18 protein-coding genes and 1 pseudogene are annotated in these 15,804 nt (G+C 43.4%); 10 read left to right on the top strand and 9 right to left on the bottom strand.

The features are described from left to right. Positions 1 to 29: 29 nt before the first annotated feature. The 5 genes from ACUC6J_RS16760 to aiiA form a co-directional block, all read right to left on the bottom strand. On the bottom strand, positions 30 to 641 hold the full coding sequence (locus tag ACUC6J_RS16760) for a TetR/AcrR family transcriptional regulator (protein WP_447249128.1): 612 nt from the start codon (positions 639 to 641) through the stop codon (positions 30 to 32). A 159-nt stretch (positions 642 to 800) separates the two neighbouring features. Next, on the bottom strand, positions 801 to 992 hold the full coding sequence (locus tag ACUC6J_RS16755; protein ID WP_031461840.1) for a hypothetical protein: 192 nt from the start codon (positions 990 to 992) through the stop codon (positions 801 to 803). A 29-nt stretch (positions 993 to 1,021) separates the two neighbouring features. After that, on the bottom strand, positions 1,022 to 2,410 hold the full coding sequence (locus ACUC6J_RS16750) for an Asp-tRNA(Asn)/Glu-tRNA(Gln) amidotransferase GatCAB subunit A (protein ID WP_031461839.1): 1,389 nt from the start codon (positions 2,408 to 2,410) through the stop codon (positions 1,022 to 1,024). A gap of 45 nt (positions 2,411 to 2,455) precedes the next feature. Beyond that, positions 2,456 to 3,778: an MFS transporter gene (locus ACUC6J_RS16745; protein WP_447249127.1), complete on the bottom strand. Its 1,323-nt coding sequence runs from the start codon at positions 3,776 to 3,778 to the stop codon at positions 2,456 to 2,458. Positions 3,779 to 3,792: 14 nt separating this feature from the next. Further along, positions 3,793 to 4,551 (bottom strand): quorum-quenching N-acyl homoserine lactonase AiiA, encoded by a 759-nt coding sequence (gene aiiA, locus ACUC6J_RS16740; RefSeq protein ID WP_447249126.1) that lies wholly within the window; start codon positions 4,549 to 4,551, stop codon positions 3,793 to 3,795. Between the two features lie 208 nt (positions 4,552 to 4,759). On the opposite strand from aiiA, the gene ACUC6J_RS16735 reads away from it, so the two are divergent. The 3 genes from ACUC6J_RS16735 to ACUC6J_RS16725 all read left to right on the top strand — a co-directional run bounded on the left by ACUC6J_RS16735 (position 4,760) and on the right by ACUC6J_RS16725 (position 5,723). Continuing rightward, positions 4,760 to 4,963 (top strand): hypothetical protein, encoded by a 204-nt coding sequence (locus tag ACUC6J_RS16735; protein WP_031461836.1) that lies wholly within the window; start codon positions 4,760 to 4,762, stop codon positions 4,961 to 4,963. A 143-nt stretch (positions 4,964 to 5,106) separates the two neighbouring features. Further along, entirely contained in the window at positions 5,107 to 5,424 is a 318-nt protein-coding gene (locus ACUC6J_RS16730; RefSeq protein ID WP_225164786.1) for a hypothetical protein, read from the top strand. Between the two features lie 56 nt (positions 5,425 to 5,480). Further along, positions 5,481 to 5,723, top strand: a complete 243-nt coding sequence (locus tag ACUC6J_RS16725) for a hypothetical protein (protein WP_167440709.1) — start codon at positions 5,481 to 5,483, stop codon at positions 5,721 to 5,723. Between the two features lie 881 nt (positions 5,724 to 6,604). On the opposite strand, the gene ACUC6J_RS16720 is transcribed toward ACUC6J_RS16725, so the two are convergent. After that, entirely contained in the window at positions 6,605 to 7,072 is a 468-nt protein-coding gene (locus ACUC6J_RS16720) for a discoidin domain-containing protein (RefSeq protein ID WP_447249125.1), read from the bottom strand. Positions 7,073 to 7,386: 314 nt separating this feature from the next. On the opposite strand from ACUC6J_RS16720, the gene ACUC6J_RS16715 reads away from it, so the two are divergent. Continuing rightward, positions 7,387 to 7,758, top strand: coding sequence for a hypothetical protein (locus tag ACUC6J_RS16715; protein ID WP_025675174.1), 372 nt, complete (start codon positions 7,387 to 7,389; stop codon positions 7,756 to 7,758). A 210-nt stretch (positions 7,759 to 7,968) separates the two neighbouring features. Further along, positions 7,969 to 8,670, top strand: coding sequence for an RNA polymerase sporulation sigma factor SigK (gene sigK / locus ACUC6J_RS16710; RefSeq protein WP_025365394.1), 702 nt, complete (start codon positions 7,969 to 7,971; stop codon positions 8,668 to 8,670). A 344-nt stretch (positions 8,671 to 9,014) separates the two neighbouring features. Here sigK and ACUC6J_RS16705 read toward each other — a convergent pair whose 3' ends face one another. Together ACUC6J_RS16705 and ACUC6J_RS16700 are read right to left on the bottom strand one after the other, a co-directional pair. After that, a complete protein-coding gene (locus tag ACUC6J_RS16705) occupies positions 9,015 to 9,989 on the bottom strand; it encodes an alpha/beta hydrolase (protein ID WP_031461833.1) in 975 nt (324 codons plus the stop codon). After that, positions 9,964 to 10,614: a TetR/AcrR family transcriptional regulator gene (locus tag ACUC6J_RS16700; protein WP_447249124.1), complete on the bottom strand. Its 651-nt coding sequence runs from the start codon at positions 10,612 to 10,614 to the stop codon at positions 9,964 to 9,966. Before ACUC6J_RS16700 ends, ACUC6J_RS16705 begins: the two co-directional genes overlap by 26 nt. 221 nt (positions 10,615 to 10,835) lie before the next feature. Here ACUC6J_RS16700 and ACUC6J_RS16695 point away from each other — a divergent pair. After that, positions 10,836 to 11,062 (top strand): annotated as a pseudogene (locus ACUC6J_RS16695) (sigma factor); the annotation flags it as partial. Positions 11,063 to 11,219: 157 nt separating this feature from the next. Next, on the top strand, positions 11,220 to 11,690 hold the full coding sequence (locus ACUC6J_RS16690) for a DUF523 domain-containing protein (protein WP_031461831.1): 471 nt from the start codon (positions 11,220 to 11,222) through the stop codon (positions 11,688 to 11,690). 93 nt (positions 11,691 to 11,783) lie between these two features. Here the strand turns inward: ACUC6J_RS16690 and ACUC6J_RS16685 are convergent, their stop codons facing one another. Continuing rightward, positions 11,784 to 12,533, bottom strand: a complete 750-nt coding sequence (locus ACUC6J_RS16685; protein WP_447249123.1) for a YdcF family protein — start codon at positions 12,531 to 12,533, stop codon at positions 11,784 to 11,786. Positions 12,534 to 12,744: 211 nt separating this feature from the next. Between ACUC6J_RS16685 and ACUC6J_RS16680 the strand changes: the two genes are divergently transcribed. The 3 genes from ACUC6J_RS16680 (at position 12,745) to ACUC6J_RS16670 (ending at position 15,804) form a co-directional block, all read left to right on the top strand. Continuing rightward, positions 12,745 to 13,632, top strand: a complete 888-nt coding sequence (locus tag ACUC6J_RS16680) for a DMT family transporter (RefSeq protein WP_045244361.1) — start codon at positions 12,745 to 12,747, stop codon at positions 13,630 to 13,632. Between the two features lie 169 nt (positions 13,633 to 13,801). Next, positions 13,802 to 14,578 (top strand): NAD-dependent epimerase/dehydratase family protein, encoded by a 777-nt coding sequence (locus ACUC6J_RS16675; protein WP_025365389.1) that lies wholly within the window; start codon positions 13,802 to 13,804, stop codon positions 14,576 to 14,578. A gap of 233 nt (positions 14,579 to 14,811) precedes the next feature. Next, positions 14,812 to 15,804 carry an ABC transporter permease gene (locus ACUC6J_RS16670; RefSeq protein WP_016821653.1) on the top strand — a complete coding sequence of 331 codons (993 nt, stop codon included), beginning with the start codon at positions 14,812 to 14,814 and terminating at the stop codon, positions 15,802 to 15,804.

The following is a 15,804-nucleotide window of genomic DNA, read 5'->3' as shown; positions in this document are numbered from 1 at the left end:
GTTATGTGGCTTTGTGGCCAGCCCCTCAATTAATGTCTATTAGTTCTTAAACCTTCAATAAATATGCGGTGTAATCCATCAAGAACTCGTTGGCTTGTAAAGCCTTCATCTTGGAGAGGGTAATCAATATTGTGAAGCACGGCCAGCAGGGCTTCAATAGTATATGAAATGTCCACCCCGGATACGTCTCCCTGTTCAATGGCCTCATTTAGCAGATTTCTGCTTATATTGCGCATCCATTGACATAACGGAGATTGTAACGGACGATGCCCGGTTGAGGCCCGGCTGACCTCACAGAGCCAAGGAACTTTCGCCTCTAAAAAAGAGACATATCTTACGATTACATGGTAAAGCCGGTCCAAGGCAGCGGTTTCTGGGGATTGATCAAGAAATGCTTGAACTTCATCAAACAAAGGTTGGTATTCTTCATACGCGATCTCCTGACATATGTCGCCCTTATCCGAGTAGCGGCGGTATAGGCTTGCTTGTCCTACTCCAGCAGTCTTCGCAATCTGATGCATATTGACATTGTAAACACCGTTTTTGATGAAAAGTTCTCTAGCCGCCGCCAAAATTCGTCTTCGGTTTAACTCCTCTCTGGGAATTTTCAGAGAGACAGATTGCGATTCTGAATTCACCATAAACATCTCCCTTCATCATTAATTTAACTGTTATTTAACACGAAAAACGGACAATATGTCCGTTTTTTGTGTATAGGACATGTTGTCCGTCTTCATAATTATAATACATTTCGTGAAAAATTAAAAATACATTCATTTGGGTGACCGATGAGCTTTTTTTTATTTCTTGGTATAGTGCTTTTTGTAAATTGGAGGCAAATGCGGTTCAATGCCCGATAGGTCCAGTTCCTTTAAACTTGCGATCGTATGAATAAACTGCTCGTATGCTTTTTTCTTGTCGCTCGTCGTATCTGTTCCGGTTTCGGTCGATGCTTCCCTGCTAACTTCAGAGTTAAGTTGCTTTTGATCCATAGATTACCCTCCATCAAATATAGTCAGGCTTACAAATCCGGATGTCTCTTGTGCCAGTCTGTATTCATTTCATAAGTATTGCCGATACCTAGTACTGTCGCTTCTTCGAAGGGGCGGCCAATCAATTGCATATTAATCGGCAGACCGGAAGGTGAGAAGCCGCAAGGCATGCTCAGGCTAGGTAAGCCAGTCAAATTGGTCGGAACCGTAAATGAGTTCAATCTGAATACACTAGCATCATCATCTGCACGCGGCGCAGTGATCGGTGTTGCCGGCGTCAACAAGATGTCGATTCCGGACAATGCATTCAAAAAATCATTGACAATTAGTTGCCGGGCCCGCTGAGACTGAAGGTAAATGGAAGCCGGAATATCTCTACTGCTTTCAAGAAACATTCGGACGTCCGGTCCATACTGTTCCAATTCTGTCTCAAGCCACTTCTCGTGGTACGAGTACATTTCCGTCATCATAATGGCCATCGTCGCACTTCTAACATGTTTGATCAGGGGCAGGCTAACTTCGATGATTTCTGCTCCCAGTTCTCGGAATTTATTGATAGCGGCCTTCATCGCAGCTTCCACTTCCGGCATCAAATCCTCGTAATAGTAGCTTGTCGGCAATCCGATACGCACACCTCTGAGACCATTCGGATACATCTTGATACCTGGCGCAGGCAGATCGACAGTCGATTCATCCTTTGGATCGAAGCCAGACATCACATCCAAGCACAGGGACGCATCCATGACACAGCGGGTCAACGGACCCGAGTGGTCCAATGACCAGGCCATTGGAATGATACCATACCGACTGACCCGACCGTACGTCGGCTTCATCCCTACGACACCGCACAAAGCAGCGGGTATGCGGATCGAACCTCCGGTATCCGAGCCTGTGCCCAGATAAGTAAGTCCAGCCGCTAAAGCAGAAGCCGAACCGCCGCTTGAACCTCCCGCTACAAGTTCAGTGTTCCACGGATTGAGGCAAGGACCAAAGTGCGGGCTAGTTGTTGTCAATCCCGCAGCGAACTCGTGAGTCTGTACTTTGCCTAGCAGAACTGTTCCAGCCTCATGTAGCTTAGCTGCAACCGTCGAATCGTAATCGGGGACGAAGCTGTTCAATATTTTTGAACCGGCAGTTGTTCGGATCCCTTTAGTGTAATATAGATCCTTATGAACGATGGGAATCCCGTGAAGGGGCCCTTTGTACCGACCATGCATAATATCGCGTTCCGATTGCTTCGCTTGTTCAATCGCCAGTTCGGACGTTTGGGTAACGAAAACGTTCAGTTTCGGATTCAAACGTTCGATGCGGTGAAGCGCATGTTCTGTAATCTCTACGGGGGATATTTTCCTTGTTCGGATCCCCTCGGCCAGCTCATGAATAGCAGCAAAGGACAGTTGGAAATTTAATTTACTCATCTATTCATCCTCCATATCTTTCGGACATGTCGTAAGTCTACCAAACTAATTACCATAGCTTCCGCTAGGATTTGCCTTTCTTGCGAATAAGTATGTCAGGATTGCCAACAGGGAAATGGTAAAATAAACAACAAAAAAAGGCATCTTTAGATCAATCAGTCGGCCGACCAGCGCAGGGCCGAATGCTCCGCCTAGGAGATAGGCCAGTGTGAAAATACCCATCCCCACACCCAGCTCAGCCGAACGGAGTGTCGTCGAAACTAAATTGCTGCTAGAGGTGAGGACACCGTTGAATCCAATCATAAGGATAATGATCAATAAAGCGTCGATCCATGGCGGCAAATGTACAGATACCCCCAGTAGTATAAATCCGCTGATGACGAGACTTTGCGACATGACAAGCACGCGGGAGCTTCCGAAACGATCTGTCCAACCTCCGATCCGGGATCCGAGCAAGGCTGCACAGGCGGCACCGGGAAGCATCAGCAGACCGATTTTACTAGTTGGTAAATGAAAGGAATTCTTCATCATGACAGGAAGAGTAAAGGTTAACCCCGTGTTGCATACGAAGGTAAGGAATCCAATCCCTAGAATTCGTCGGTAAGGAGCATTTTTCATGAAAGATGCATCGATAAATGGATGTTCTTTTTTCTGAATATGAGTACCGAACCATAGAAGAACTGCTGCTCCTGCAATGAGCATAAACCAATAGTTCGTAACCCCTAGCAACACCAACGCCAGTCCCGCGGAGAACAAAACAGCTCCGAGAAAATCGAATGAACCGCGGTCGTGTTTCTTGTCAGGAACATACTTGAATATCAAAGGGATAACAAATAGGCTCAGACTGGACACGATGAACAAAGCACGCCAGCCAAAGTATTGCTCCACGAAACCGCCGAACACAGGCCCGAAGCCGGAAGCAAAGGCAATTGTGGCGGATAAGGTTCCCAACACCCGTCCCTTGACTGTAGGCTTAAAATACAGGGTTACTGCCGCGTAAGACAGGGGAGAGATGGATGAGGCCCCTGCTGCCTGCAGCAGTCTTCCAATGATGACTTGCAAGTATGAAGCTGCAAAAAAGCCGATCATAGAGCCGAAAGCTAAAAGGATTAAACCAATGACATACAGCTGGCGAAAGGAAAAGGACTCCGTTAACTTGCCGTAAGTACCGGCGCCGATAGCCATCAAAATGCTGTAACCGACCATAACCCAGCTCACCTGCGAGGAGGTCAGGGCAAAGTCAGCGGAAATCGAAGGTATAGACAAATTAAACATGGTCATATTGATGTTTCCGAAAATAATGAGCAAGCAAAGTGTCCCCATTAATTTCCGCTCATTGCCGGATAAAGCCATTGATTGAGTATCCATAGCCTGTCCCTCCATTACAGGAAGTCAGGAAAGGTGCGGCATTTTTGCGCCTGATCTCTATCGTGTCCCAAGAAAACATAGGACGGCCTAACATCCTGAATTAACTCCTGCATGCGAGTAATCGATTTGGCAGCCATCTCTTGATCGAATGTCAAGAACGGTACGCTATTCTCAAAGTTCTCCCTAGTATAAGCAACATCAATTGTCAGTAGCACTGGGCCCGACTTTTCCGTTGTGACAAGGACTGATTGATGGCCAGGGGAATGACCCGGAGTGAATAAAATTTGAACCCCCGGAATTAATTCATGGTCACCCTCAATGATTTGATATTGTAAATCGGGCAGCCTGCACTCTAATGGAGAGTAATCCTCATTGTTTATGGCCGCATCATACTCTGCCCTTTGAATAAGGATCGGCGTATTGCGGAAATGCCCGTTTCCCCCAGAATGATCCAAGTGTAAATGGGAGCTAATGACCATTTGAATATCGTCAGGTCGATAACCGACACGCTTTAACACATTTACGATCGAGTCGCCGTCAGACATGCTGGGGACGACGCGCCCTTCACGTCTAGTCCCCTTGTAGTAATCGGGATTGTTGATAAAAGCGTCGGGCATTCCCGTATCGATGAGTATCGGCCCGCTGGTCGTTTCCAATAGAAAAGACCACACAGGCATTCCGACTAATTTCCCGGGGACAAGGGTTCGATTAACTGCCGATTGATCTAGGAAACATTCACCTACGGGTAAAAAATACAACTTTTTGATATACATCCCAGTTTCACCCTTCAGATTATAGATTCGGACAGTTTGTCCGTTTTGTTTTCATTATATCGGACAAATTGTCCGATGTCAATTTGTCATCGGCGGTTGGGCTTCGGCAAAAGCCTTACACCTGCAACAAGTAAAGATTGATTGAACAACTGCTACGGGCTGTGGAGTCGATCAGTTGGACTTAATTAATAAGGAAAGAATGAGTTTTATGAAACTAAGCCTAAGTCGAAAAGCTAATCTTGAAGGTATGCTGATAGGAGATCAAGTTACAATTGGAGGGCCGGCGGTAGAGGAGAACATCCGGTTTGAAGTATTGAGAAATGAATCGGGATTTGAAATTAAGGTTTTTGATCGATTGGAGAAGTGGCTAGCCTGCAGCCGGGTGCAGGTCGATATGTATGCCAATAATTGAGGACTTGAAAAGGGGATTTTTTATATGTATACCAATACCCGGAAAGATTCTTTCGAAACCTGAGACACAGATATGATATCTTTTTGAATGCCGAAAAGAAGCCTGACTGTCTCGTAATGCTCAAGTACCTGGTGGACGAGCTCATGGACAATAAGATAGATATTCATCTATATCATTTTGGTATGTATCTGCTCTACCCTTACGCATCCCGGAAGCAAGAAGAAGATGCAGAGGCAGTTGGCAAAAAGCGATCCGAGTTTATTAGTCATCTGCCACGATTTGAATTGAAAAGCAACGATGAATTTGTATCTGAAATGTGGTCCGATTTAATCTTACGACGGTACCCCGAAGTAGGAGAGGAAATTGTGACAGTGCCCTCTTTTAGTCAGCTTAGAATACTATTTACAGCGGATAACTTCGGAATCACACCGGAACATATTATTAGGATGCGGATTGGATAGAACCGATCCCTGGGCTGGAACTGAAAGTCAGGAAGTGGGTTGGGGAGAAGGACCCGATGACTCCGCAGCCGAAAAAAAATGGAATGATTGAAGATCTGATTACACTTGGACACAAAGGCAGCAGCAATGGCCTGCGGCATTTTGTTGCCGGTAAGCCGATCCAAGCGGGTAGCTACATGGAGGTTAAATTTGGGGGCGGCTGGATACCAGGGAGATACGAGTGGTCATTTGAGAAAGTAGCCCGATTAGAATTCACTCCTCTCGGCACGAATGGATTTCGATCCATGAGGGGCATCTAGTCCGGGTAAAAGCTTGAATGTTGTCATGCTGTACACGTTACTGACTTACAGGATCTTGGGGAGTCAGCGGTTACTGTGATCAAATGGTGGAAAATCCACGGCATGGAGACAACTGCAGAGATTTAAGGATTGGTGGGATGAAATGTTTAAGAGATTCAAATTTTGCTTCAGGCTTTATCAAGGGCGTTCGCTTGAAACTGTTTGCATAAGTTTTATATTTAGTTTTCTCGTTGGATTATTCTTGTATTTAGGTCATGCACCAGGTTTCATGGTTGTCAATCGACATTATGGCATTCTTCTTGGATTGCTTAGCTTTAACACGAATAGTCCGGTGGCTACGAGTTCCTGGTAAAGGGACGAATATTTACGGCTATTTTCGGTGGGATAATACGATAGAAATTCATATCGGAAAGGTTAAATCACCAATGGAGTTTCAGCGTCGGATTAGAAACACAATCAAATATGCTCGTGAAAAAGGATATCTTATTGAATACACTTCCGGCATATTGACGCAGGTATGAGTTACGGTAATACATGAGACGAATTTGGCTATACTTTTTTTGGTATATGTCTGAGACTTTTTTAGCCGGGCAGATCGCCTACAGTTTACTCAAACGGATGTTGTGTCGCTGTTGCGGTTCAGGTAGAACCAGTAGCTAAAAGGAATCTACTGGTTCTCATTTCTCTTCACAGTTATAGAATGACGAGTGATCATATTAGGGTGTGATTATGTTATTGTTGGAGGATAAGTCTCAGTTATAAAGCAAGAAAGTATCACTTATAACTAGAAATTTTAGGAATGTAAGAATAACTTTTGTCTCAAGTATAGCCTTTACTCATAGGGGCGTTGTCCAGCCCCCTTTTTTGTATTTTGTACTGGCTTATTCCGCAATATCGGGATTTATATTGGACGCTCTGTAGGCAGGAACGCCATTGATTAGCGCGGTTCTTAGTTGAATGTATCGGATACCATAATAGGTGGTTGTATTATTCAATCCAGAGGAAAGTACAGCTATTTTATAATATGAAAAAGGAATTTCATTACTAAACTGATAGGTTATTTTTGCAGTGCTTGGTACAGCCTCGACTTGTCCTAACCTATACCAGTTTTCTCCGTCACTCGAGCCATGAAACGAAAACGAAAGTATAAAAGCGCGAGAAGGTGGCTGGGCTAAGAGGATATCATTGATCGTTTTTCCCGTATCTAATTTGAAGATGATTTCCCCACCTTTACCACTTAAGCTGCTCTCCCAATAGAGATTATTATCGATCAAAACATTTTTCGGAAAAGTATTTTTGGTATCTCCATTCGTTGAAACGTTATCTTCAGCTATAACGACAGGTTCCATGGAAAACGAATAACTATCTGGATTTTGTATGAAACTCTCAATGAATGTATTCCTTAATTAAAAAAGGCATAATCATAAATGAGTGGCCAAGCATTATAATAGCAACCAGTTATTTCATGACTATACTAGCAATGGACGGGATAAGAACCTACGTAATTAAAAAATTCAAACGATATAGGAGGAAATAAGAAAAGGGTGCTATTTTCGGGTCTTTAACAAGCTCATTCTAAAGGCTAGGCTAATTTATATCGAAAAAGATTGAGAGAAACAATATAAATAACTATTTTAGCTGCGAGAAGGAGAATGTATAGAATATGAAAATATACACTTATTATTTGGCAAATGGCGTATTCCCTTTGGATTGGGAAGTTTGTTTTAGCACTGTTGAGGAATACAAGACCCAGTTATTTGAGAAGTATACCGCTTCCCAAGAGTCCAATGATTTTGTAATAGGTGGATTTCATGTGCTTACCGATAAAATAGATGCAATTCTGAATTATGCTTTAGAGGATTTTCGAAAAGAATTTCCTTATAATTATGAGTTGCGTTGTCCCGCTATGATCTTCCCGTTGCCAAGAGGCGATGAGAGTAATGGTGCTGAGTTCGCTATTATTTTAAAACGAGATGAGGATGGAGATACGATAGTCTATTCCCCACTTCCATTGTCATATTTAGAAAAAAGTTAATACTCTACTGAAAGAAAATGGGGAAATCAAGTCTCTAAGTTTCAAATTAAGTATTGGAGATTGCTCCAGAAAGATATCCGGCAAATTGTTACGGAGCAGTTTTCGGAGTACAGGCACGGATGGGCACCTGCCTACATACAATAAACAGACCGCAAGCCCGGTAAGTAACAAAGGCCGGTAAGTTCGCAACTACCTCAGGAGGTGTCATCCGTGCCCGGACTATTTAGTGCTATCGCTCTGTTCATCAAGGAATTGACGCTACTCGTTTCCTACGTGAAAAACAACGCCTTTCCGCAGCCATTGACTGAGAAAGAGGAAGCTCGACACCTAAAGCTGTTTGCCGAAGGCAACGCACATTCCCGTAACACACTTATTGAACATAACCTAAGGCTGGTGGCCCATATTGTAAAAAAATTCGATAACACCGGCGAAGATTTGGAGGATCTTATATCCATCGGCACCATTGGACTGATCAAAGCTATTGAAAGCTTTCAGACCGGAAAAGGAACAAAACTGGCAACATTTGCAGCCCGTTGTATAGAAAATGAGATTCTGATGCATTTAAGGTCCCTGAAAAAGACACGCAAAGACGTATCTCTCCACGATCCTATAGGGACTGACAAGGAAGGCAACGAGATTACTTTAATTGATATCCTTGGTTCCGAGGCGGACGATATTGTAGATAAGGTACAGCTCAAAATCGAGAAGAGCAAAATCTATCGCAATCTGGATATTTTAGATGACCGTGAAAAAGAAGTGGTGATTGGCCGATTTGGTCTGGAAGCTGGAGGAGAAGAACGAACACAGAGGGAAATTGCACGAGAACTGGGAATTTCACGCTCGTATGTGTCACGAATTGAAAAGCGCGCGCTGATGAAGTTGTACCATGAATTTTACAAGCAGAAGGGATAATGGATAAGGAGATATTTGAAGCCGCGCTGCTCTTGTAGAGAACGCGTTGTTTTCTAGTTCATTTATTCAATTCCGAGTCTTTATTCAAATGATCTCCAAAAAGGATCTTCTCCTGACCAGCAAACAGCATACACTTGTCTTTTGTCTTTATCAACATGCTCTGTACTCGTACTACCGTTTTTTTTCGCTTAAATAATAGCTATTTTGCTATGTATTTTCATTTAAAACGCAAATAAAAGCCTGTAGTGGTTTTCTGCACTACAGGCTAAAAATGCTTGATATTATTGGGTATTTTTACTTCGTCAGGACAAGCTTTTTCGCTAGTCGGCTCTCTTGGATTGAATTTATTTTCCTACATACTCATCCAAAAAGCGATCTACTCTTTTGAAATATTCAGTGGGGTAATGGTTGATGGCATCGATGTGCTCCGTATTTTGCGGGTACCATACTTCTGCTTTTGGGTTATCTTTTAAGGACTCGTAAATAATTTCTGTATTTTTATAACTGATTTGCTGATCTCCAGTACCATGAATGAGCATAACTGGCTTGTCTTGCATCTTTTTTACCGCATTCATAGGAGATATGGAATCAAGATCAACCTTAAAGACCCAATTTGCCATCCATGTCGATGTATAACTGAATGGAAATGCAGGTAGACCTGAAAAGTAGGGCAAACCCTCTCTCAGAAATAGACCAGCATTACGAAAAGGACTATCCGCAATTACGGCTTTGATGTCATCACTTTCACTTGCGGCTAGCAGAGAAGTAGCAGCACCCATTGAAAAGCCGATAACTCCAATGTTATCACCCGTATGGTCTCTGGATTTTAAGTAGCTTACAGCTCCTAGCAAATCGTATTTTTCATTGAGGCCCAGTGTAATCAAGTCACCATCGGATTTACCTTGCGAGCTGAGGTCAAATGCCAATACATTGTAGCCTTTCGGAACGAAATGCTCTACTAACTTTTGGGTCCGCCCTTTGACTAAACGATTGCTCGTATATCCATGGACGACAACAATCGTCTTATCACTTGGTTTACCAGAAAGACCACTTGCAGGAAAGAATGTACCTCTAATCGTATTATCATTTTTCAAACTCTTGAACTCGATCTCTTCGTAGGGTGTTTTATCGATATTCAATTCGTAGCTGACATTAGTGTCTCTAGGATGGTGCAACAAGGTGTCTACTACTTTATAAGATATAAAAAATACAAGAGCCATTACAAGCAGAAGCACGATTCCTAGGCTCCATAAAATTTTCTTCCGTTTTTTCACACGAACGTTAAATGTCAGATCAGGTTGTAATGATGTTTGACTCATTCAGACTCCTCCGGTTTTCTTTAGGTTGTATGGGTGCGAACAAATAAAAGGCATGCTCCTTCAGATTTTCCCACTCCGGATGCTGAATAATACTTTCTCCAAGAGTTAAGCCCACTCCATTTAAGAAAGAGATATAGGCACGAGAGATCATTGCTGGAGAAAAGCATTTGTTGAATTCTCCCATTAACTGTCCCTTGGCATAGATGCATTCGATCGCATCTGTCATTACCTTTACACTTTCAAGGACCTTCTGTGTAAGTTCAGGGAATCTTATTCGTTGTCCTAAGACAGATTGAACAAGCCGCAATTCATTTATATAGGAGTAGATATGGTTGAATTGTTCTGCCACCATGCTCTTAATCAATACGCCTGGTGTCCCTTCTTTTTTTAGACAAGCAAGCGATTTCACCTGAATATCAGCAAGCGGCTCAAGGACTGCGGCGTAGAATAAAGCTTCTTTGCTAGGAAAATATTGAAAAATGGTTCCAGGAGTCACTCCCACACTCTGCGCAATGATAGCCATTGTGGTATTAGAATATCCACTTTCTGCGAACAGGACAACAGCTTCTTCTAGGATACGTTTACGCCGCTCCAGTCTTTTTTCTTCATTGATGGGTCTTGCCAAATGTATTCCCCTTTCTTTAAACTAAACTTTAATTAATTAAATGATTGATTATTTAATTAATAATATATCTAAAATTATGACTTATAGCAAGAGTTAATTTATTTTACTTACGAGCAGGATGAACCTCAACATATAAAAATAAGCCGGAGTGCTGCCCAATATGCGCCTCAGGCTTGTTTTTATCAGATTATTTTGGATGAGTTAAACGTTCCGCCTTCCTTAAATTCGATAACACCGGCGAAGATTTGAAGGATCTTATATCCATCGGTACCATCGGACTGATCAAGGTCATTAAAAGCTTTCAGAATGGGAAAGGCACCAAGTTAGCAATATTTGCAGCTCGTTGTATAGAAAATGAGATCCTGATGCATTTGCAATCTCTGAAAAAAACACGCAAAGACGTATCACTCCATGATCCTATAGGGACTGAAAGGAAGGCAACGAGATTTGAATACAGGATTATGATTATGTCATCAGCTGGACGAATATCCTGACGGAGCGCGGACGTAGTGGCGAGTCTAAATTTTCGTACGATGACTCTACGAGAAAATTTGTTTATACTTTAAATTACTCAACAGTGAAAGCAATGGATATGAGGTGGATTAATGATTCTGGTAAGTTCATGTTTGGCAGGCATGAAGGTGCGATATAACGGGACGGATAGCCTGGATGTACATATTCAGAAGTTGGTAGAGGAAAAGAAGGCAATGACGATCTGTCCTGAGCTACTGGGGGGCTTTATGACGCCGAGAGAGCCTGCTGAGATTGTTGGAGGGACAGGGGCGGATGTGCTGACTGGCACCGCCAAGGTGATCGAGTATTCAGGCAATGATGTCAGTGATATGTACATTAGAGGTGCGTACGAAGCTTTACATATAGCCAGAGAGGTTAACGCGTCACTTATTGTTTTAAAAGAAAACAGTCCGTCCTGCGGATCGGCAGCGATCTATAATGGGGCATTCGAAAACCGTAAAATTGCAGGCAATGGGGTAACCTCAGCCTTGTTAAAAAGGGAGGGCTTTAAGGTCATATCAGAAGAACCAATATCGGAAATTTTCTTGCATGAGAATATGTAATGATAAAACAAGCGTCTTAATCGCTTACTGGCTTATAGCGGTAAGCGCAAGACGCTTGTTTGTGCTGTGTTCGTTTTACACCTGTGTATCACATTATTTGAGCTTTAATGCCAAAATCCCCAAATACTCCTTGAGGGCTGTCCCGGTTGTAGATATGGCTCCAGCAGACGGTGAAAGTTTGGCAGCATATAGTGACAGCTTTTCACTTGCCAGATAGTCGGTTGGATAAGCTGTGGCTTGCATACCTGCACGCTGAAATTCCAGTGCAGCACGGGGCATATGGAATGCGGAGGTCACCAGAATAGGTTTTGTGAGCTGGTGCTGTTTTAAAATTTGGGAGGTATATACGGCATTTTGCTGTGTATTTAAGGAACGGTTTTCGATGAGGATGTCCTTTGCCGGAATACCGAGTCCTACTAGCTGCCTCTGCGCAATATTCGCTTCATTACCACTGTCTCCAAACACTTGTCCACCTGAAAAAAGGATAGGTAGACCTGTTGCTTCATGCAGTCTGGCCGCAGTGAGCAGTCGGTTGGCTGCAGACCCTAGCAGATTACCTTGCCCGTTGATGTCGGGAGTTCCCTCTGTAGCTCCGCCCCCAAGTACGACAATAACATCGCCTTGAACAGTACGGGGCTGTGGATACTGCTTTTCCAGACTACGGATTAACAAATCTCCAGCCAAATTGGTCGATGAAACATACAGGAGTAATGTAACAAGGAGCAGTACAACAGCAGGTTTACGCGCCCGTTTCCATAGCCAGATTACAAGCCCTGCCATCACGAGGATGAACAAACCGGGAGGAAGCACAAAGCTGTATAGAAATTTGATGAAATAAATCAAGTGCAGACAACCTCCTATCCTAATAAGCTTTATCTATTGGGTACATTGTAACATAGGCCAAAGACTGGATTCCTCTGTTCGAAAACCTATCCTATGAACAAACGCACTGGAGAAGCGGAGCTTTTCCCTATATATTTTTGTTTGATAAAGTTGTCCCATAGGCGTAATATATAAAGTCTAGTGATTTTTTTCATAGAGGAGCGAGTGCATCATGGGAGAGTTAACGACAGCCAAGCGGATAATGATGATCGCGCTACTGGTCGTATTGTGGGGCATTTCTTGGCCCATCTATAAAGTTGCACTGGAATTCACGCCTCCCCTTTTGTTTGCAGGGCTACGTACACTGTTGGGTGGCCTGCTATTGGGAGCGATTTTAGCACCGAGATGGAATCGCATTCGCTGGAAAGAAAATTGGCGGGTGTATGCTATTTCAGGTATTTTTAACGTAGTTCTGTTTTATGGCTTGCAAACCGTGGGGCTCATGTACGTTCCATCAGGTCTGTTCTCTGTGCTGGTATATCTTCAGCCTGTGTTGGTTGGCATTTTTGCATGGATGTGGCTGGGGGAAGCAATGTCCAAGCTCAAAGTGATTGGATTGATCATTGGATTTCTGGGCGTGGCAGCTGTCAGTGTCGGAGGCTTTTCAGGACATGTGGCTATTGCAGGTGTAATTATTGCCATTATTACAGCGGTGAGCTGGGCGTTAGGAACCGTGTATGTGAAAAAGGTTAACAAGCGTGTGGATTCGTTGTGGCTGGTCGCATTTCAATGTACACTTGGAGGCATCGTGTTGACAGGGGCTGGATCGGTAACGGAAAGCTGGTCAGACATCGTATGGAATGTTCCATATGTGTCAGGACTGGTGTTCGGGACTGTGCTGGGAATTTCACTATCCTGGCTGCTGTATTTCACGCTGGTCAATTCGGGAGATGCTAGTAAGGTCGCTTCCTATACGTTTTTGGTGCCGGTGATTTCGGTATTTGTCAGTTCTATGCTGCTTCACGAATCGATTACGGCTTTTCTGCTGATCGGTCTGGTATTAATCGGCTTTAGCATTTATCTGGTTAATCGCAGAGTGAGGGTAGTACGGCAAGCTTGAAATTAATAACTTAATAATAGCAACAAGTAAGGACTCTGCTCAGGTAGCAGAGTCCTTTTTTTATAGGTGACAGAATGTAATGAATGATGGTAACAAGGTTCCCACTCTAGGGAGTTGGTTAAGCTATGAATGACGGCACACTGCCAAATAAAGAAGGGAGATGCGGACGATGGCACGAAAATTGTTGATTACAGGGGCGGCGGGCACAATTGGGAAAGTACTCTATGAAGGGCTAAAAGCGGAAGGAAAATATGAAATAACCGCTGCCGATGTAATGAGGGATGAAGAAGCAGGGATTGTCGAACTGGATATACATGATACTGCAAGGTTGGCTGAGCTTACACATCGAGTGGATACGGTACTGCATTTTGCATGGATTAAGGATGAAGGGGATTTCCTCGGCAAAGTGCTGTCTGGCAATGTAAGCGGAGCCTATAAGCTATATGAAGCTGCGGTCAAAAATGGGGTGAAGCGCATTATTTTCGCCAGTTCCAATCATGCCACAGGGTTTTATAAAGTAGGCGAAGCCATAGATGTAGAAGATCCCTACCGACCGGATAGCTTTTATGGATTGAGTAAGTGCTATATTGAACTGTTGGGACGGCTGTATGCCGATCAGGGCAAAATATCTTCAATGAATATCCGCATCGGTAATTTTCCTGGGGATGATCGGCCGCATTCGGAGCGTGCTGCTCATATATGGATCTCCGAGCGCGATATGATCCATCTGACCGTCTGCTGTATCGAGGCCCCTTCGGAGATGAGTTATCTTAATTTGTACGGTACGTCAGCCAATACGGATAATTATTATGACATTGGTTACTTGGAAGAACTAATCGGATATAAGCCGCAGGATAATGCCGCTGAGCTGCTGGAGCAGGCCAAGAAAAACGGATTTCGAGTAAAACAGGATGAAACCATTTTTCAGGGTGGGCAAAAGGAATAGAGCAGATCGTCCAAATATGCTTGACGAATGGGCTGAAGGCGTCGATCAGGCGCCTCATATCACATAAAACTTCACAAATATCAGAATTGTTCACTCCTCTGGACACTCCTTTGTTCATGAAGCATGAGAGGCTTCACTTTTCATTTTGAATGCGCTTACATAATATATAGTTATACGGCGGCGATGCTACAAACCTTGCAGTCGGTATGTATATAGAGGGGGAGTGACTCACATTGAATCAGCCTATGCCCAAAAATTCTGCAATGCTTACGACGGATTCCCGCTTGAACGGTAGGCTGGGAACAGGCAAGAAACACGGTTTTTTCTATGAACTGATCCGCAATCGAGTATTATTTCTGATGTTGTTGCCCACTTTAATCTTTTTCTTCATAAATTCGTACATTCCTATGGTCGGCATTTATTATGCATTTACCCAGTTTGACTTTAATACCAGCCTTTTTGAGGCCCAGTTCGTCGGACTCCAGAATTTTCGCTTTCTATGGCAATCTGGTACGCTGACCAAATTGACATTGAACACGGTTGGATATAACGCGGCGTTTATCTTACTAGGTAACGTGTTAGCGATTGTCCTCGCTATTTTACTGAATGAGTTGCGAGGCCGCTACTTTAAAAAGATCACTCAATCTGTGATGTTTCTTCCATATTTTGTTTCCTTCGTCATTCTAAGTGTCATCGTGTATAACATATTTAATTATGATAATGGTTTTCTGAACACGTTGCTTGTGCAATTCGGTGGTGAACGCGTGGATGTGTATAACAAACCATGGGTGTGGATTTTCCTGATTATCCTGTTCTATTTGTGGAAAAATCTCGGCTACAGTATGGTGATCTACCTGGCAGCGATCACAGGGATCAGTGACGAGTATTATGAGGCAGCTAAAATAGACGGAGCCAACATTTTTCAACGAATTTGGTACATTACCGTTCCTATGCTCAAGTCAACATTCGTTGTGCTGCTGTTATTTGCACTGGGTAGTATTATGAAAGGACAATTTGATCTGTTCTATCAGTTAATCGGTAACAACGGTGTGCTGTACAATACGACGGATATTTTGGACACTTATGTGTATCGTTCCTTGAAAGTAACTTTTGATGTGGGTATGGCTTCGGCCGCAGGCGTGTATCAATCCCTGTTCGGATTTGTACTGATCATGACCGTGAACTATATCATTCGCAAGCTGAACGACGAATATGCCTTATTCTAG

It is taken from the genome of Paenibacillus sp. JJ1683 (assembly GCF_053006485.1).
The sequence above is the reverse complement of the archived record's forward strand: the minus strand, read 5'-3'. Positions and strand labels throughout refer to the sequence as shown.

Bases quoted from the DNA above. Each gene is read 5' to 3' on its own strand.
- aiiA (WP_447249126.1), bottom strand. From the start codon at position 4,551: ATGTATATCAAAAAGTTGTATTTTTTACCCGTAGGTGAATGTTTCCTA.
- ACUC6J_RS16755 (WP_031461840.1), bottom strand. From the start codon at position 992: ATGGATCAAAAGCAACTTAACTCTGAAGTTAGCAGGGAAGCATCGACC.
- ACUC6J_RS16675 (WP_025365389.1), top strand. From the start codon at position 13,802: ATGGCACGAAAATTGTTGATTACAGGGGCGGCGGGCACAATTGGGAAA.
- ACUC6J_RS16735 (WP_031461836.1), top strand. From the start codon at position 4,760: ATGAAACTAAGCCTAAGTCGAAAAGCTAATCTTGAAGGTATGCTGATA.
- ACUC6J_RS16680 (WP_045244361.1), top strand. From the start codon at position 12,745: ATGGGAGAGTTAACGACAGCCAAGCGGATAATGATGATCGCGCTACTG.
- ACUC6J_RS16690 (WP_031461831.1), top strand. From the start codon at position 11,220: ATGATTCTGGTAAGTTCATGTTTGGCAGGCATGAAGGTGCGATATAAC.
- ACUC6J_RS16725 (WP_167440709.1), top strand. From the start codon at position 5,481: ATGACTCCGCAGCCGAAAAAAAATGGAATGATTGAAGATCTGATTACA.
- ACUC6J_RS16750 (WP_031461839.1), bottom strand. From the start codon at position 2,410: ATGAGTAAATTAAATTTCCAACTGTCCTTTGCTGCTATTCATGAGCTG.
- ACUC6J_RS16715 (WP_025675174.1), top strand. From the start codon at position 7,387: ATGAAAATATACACTTATTATTTGGCAAATGGCGTATTCCCTTTGGAT.
- ACUC6J_RS16745 (WP_447249127.1), bottom strand. From the start codon at position 3,778: ATGGATACTCAATCAATGGCTTTATCCGGCAATGAGCGGAAATTAATG.
- ACUC6J_RS16730 (WP_225164786.1), top strand. From the start codon at position 5,107: ATGGACAATAAGATAGATATTCATCTATATCATTTTGGTATGTATCTG.
- ACUC6J_RS16705 (WP_031461833.1), bottom strand. From the start codon at position 9,989: ATGAGTCAAACATCATTACAACCTGATCTGACATTTAACGTTCGTGTG.
- ACUC6J_RS16720 (WP_447249125.1), bottom strand. From the start codon at position 7,072: ATGGAACCTGTCGTTATAGCTGAAGATAACGTTTCAACGAATGGAGAT.
- ACUC6J_RS16760 (WP_447249128.1), bottom strand. From the start codon at position 641: ATGGTGAATTCAGAATCGCAATCTGTCTCTCTGAAAATTCCCAGAGAG.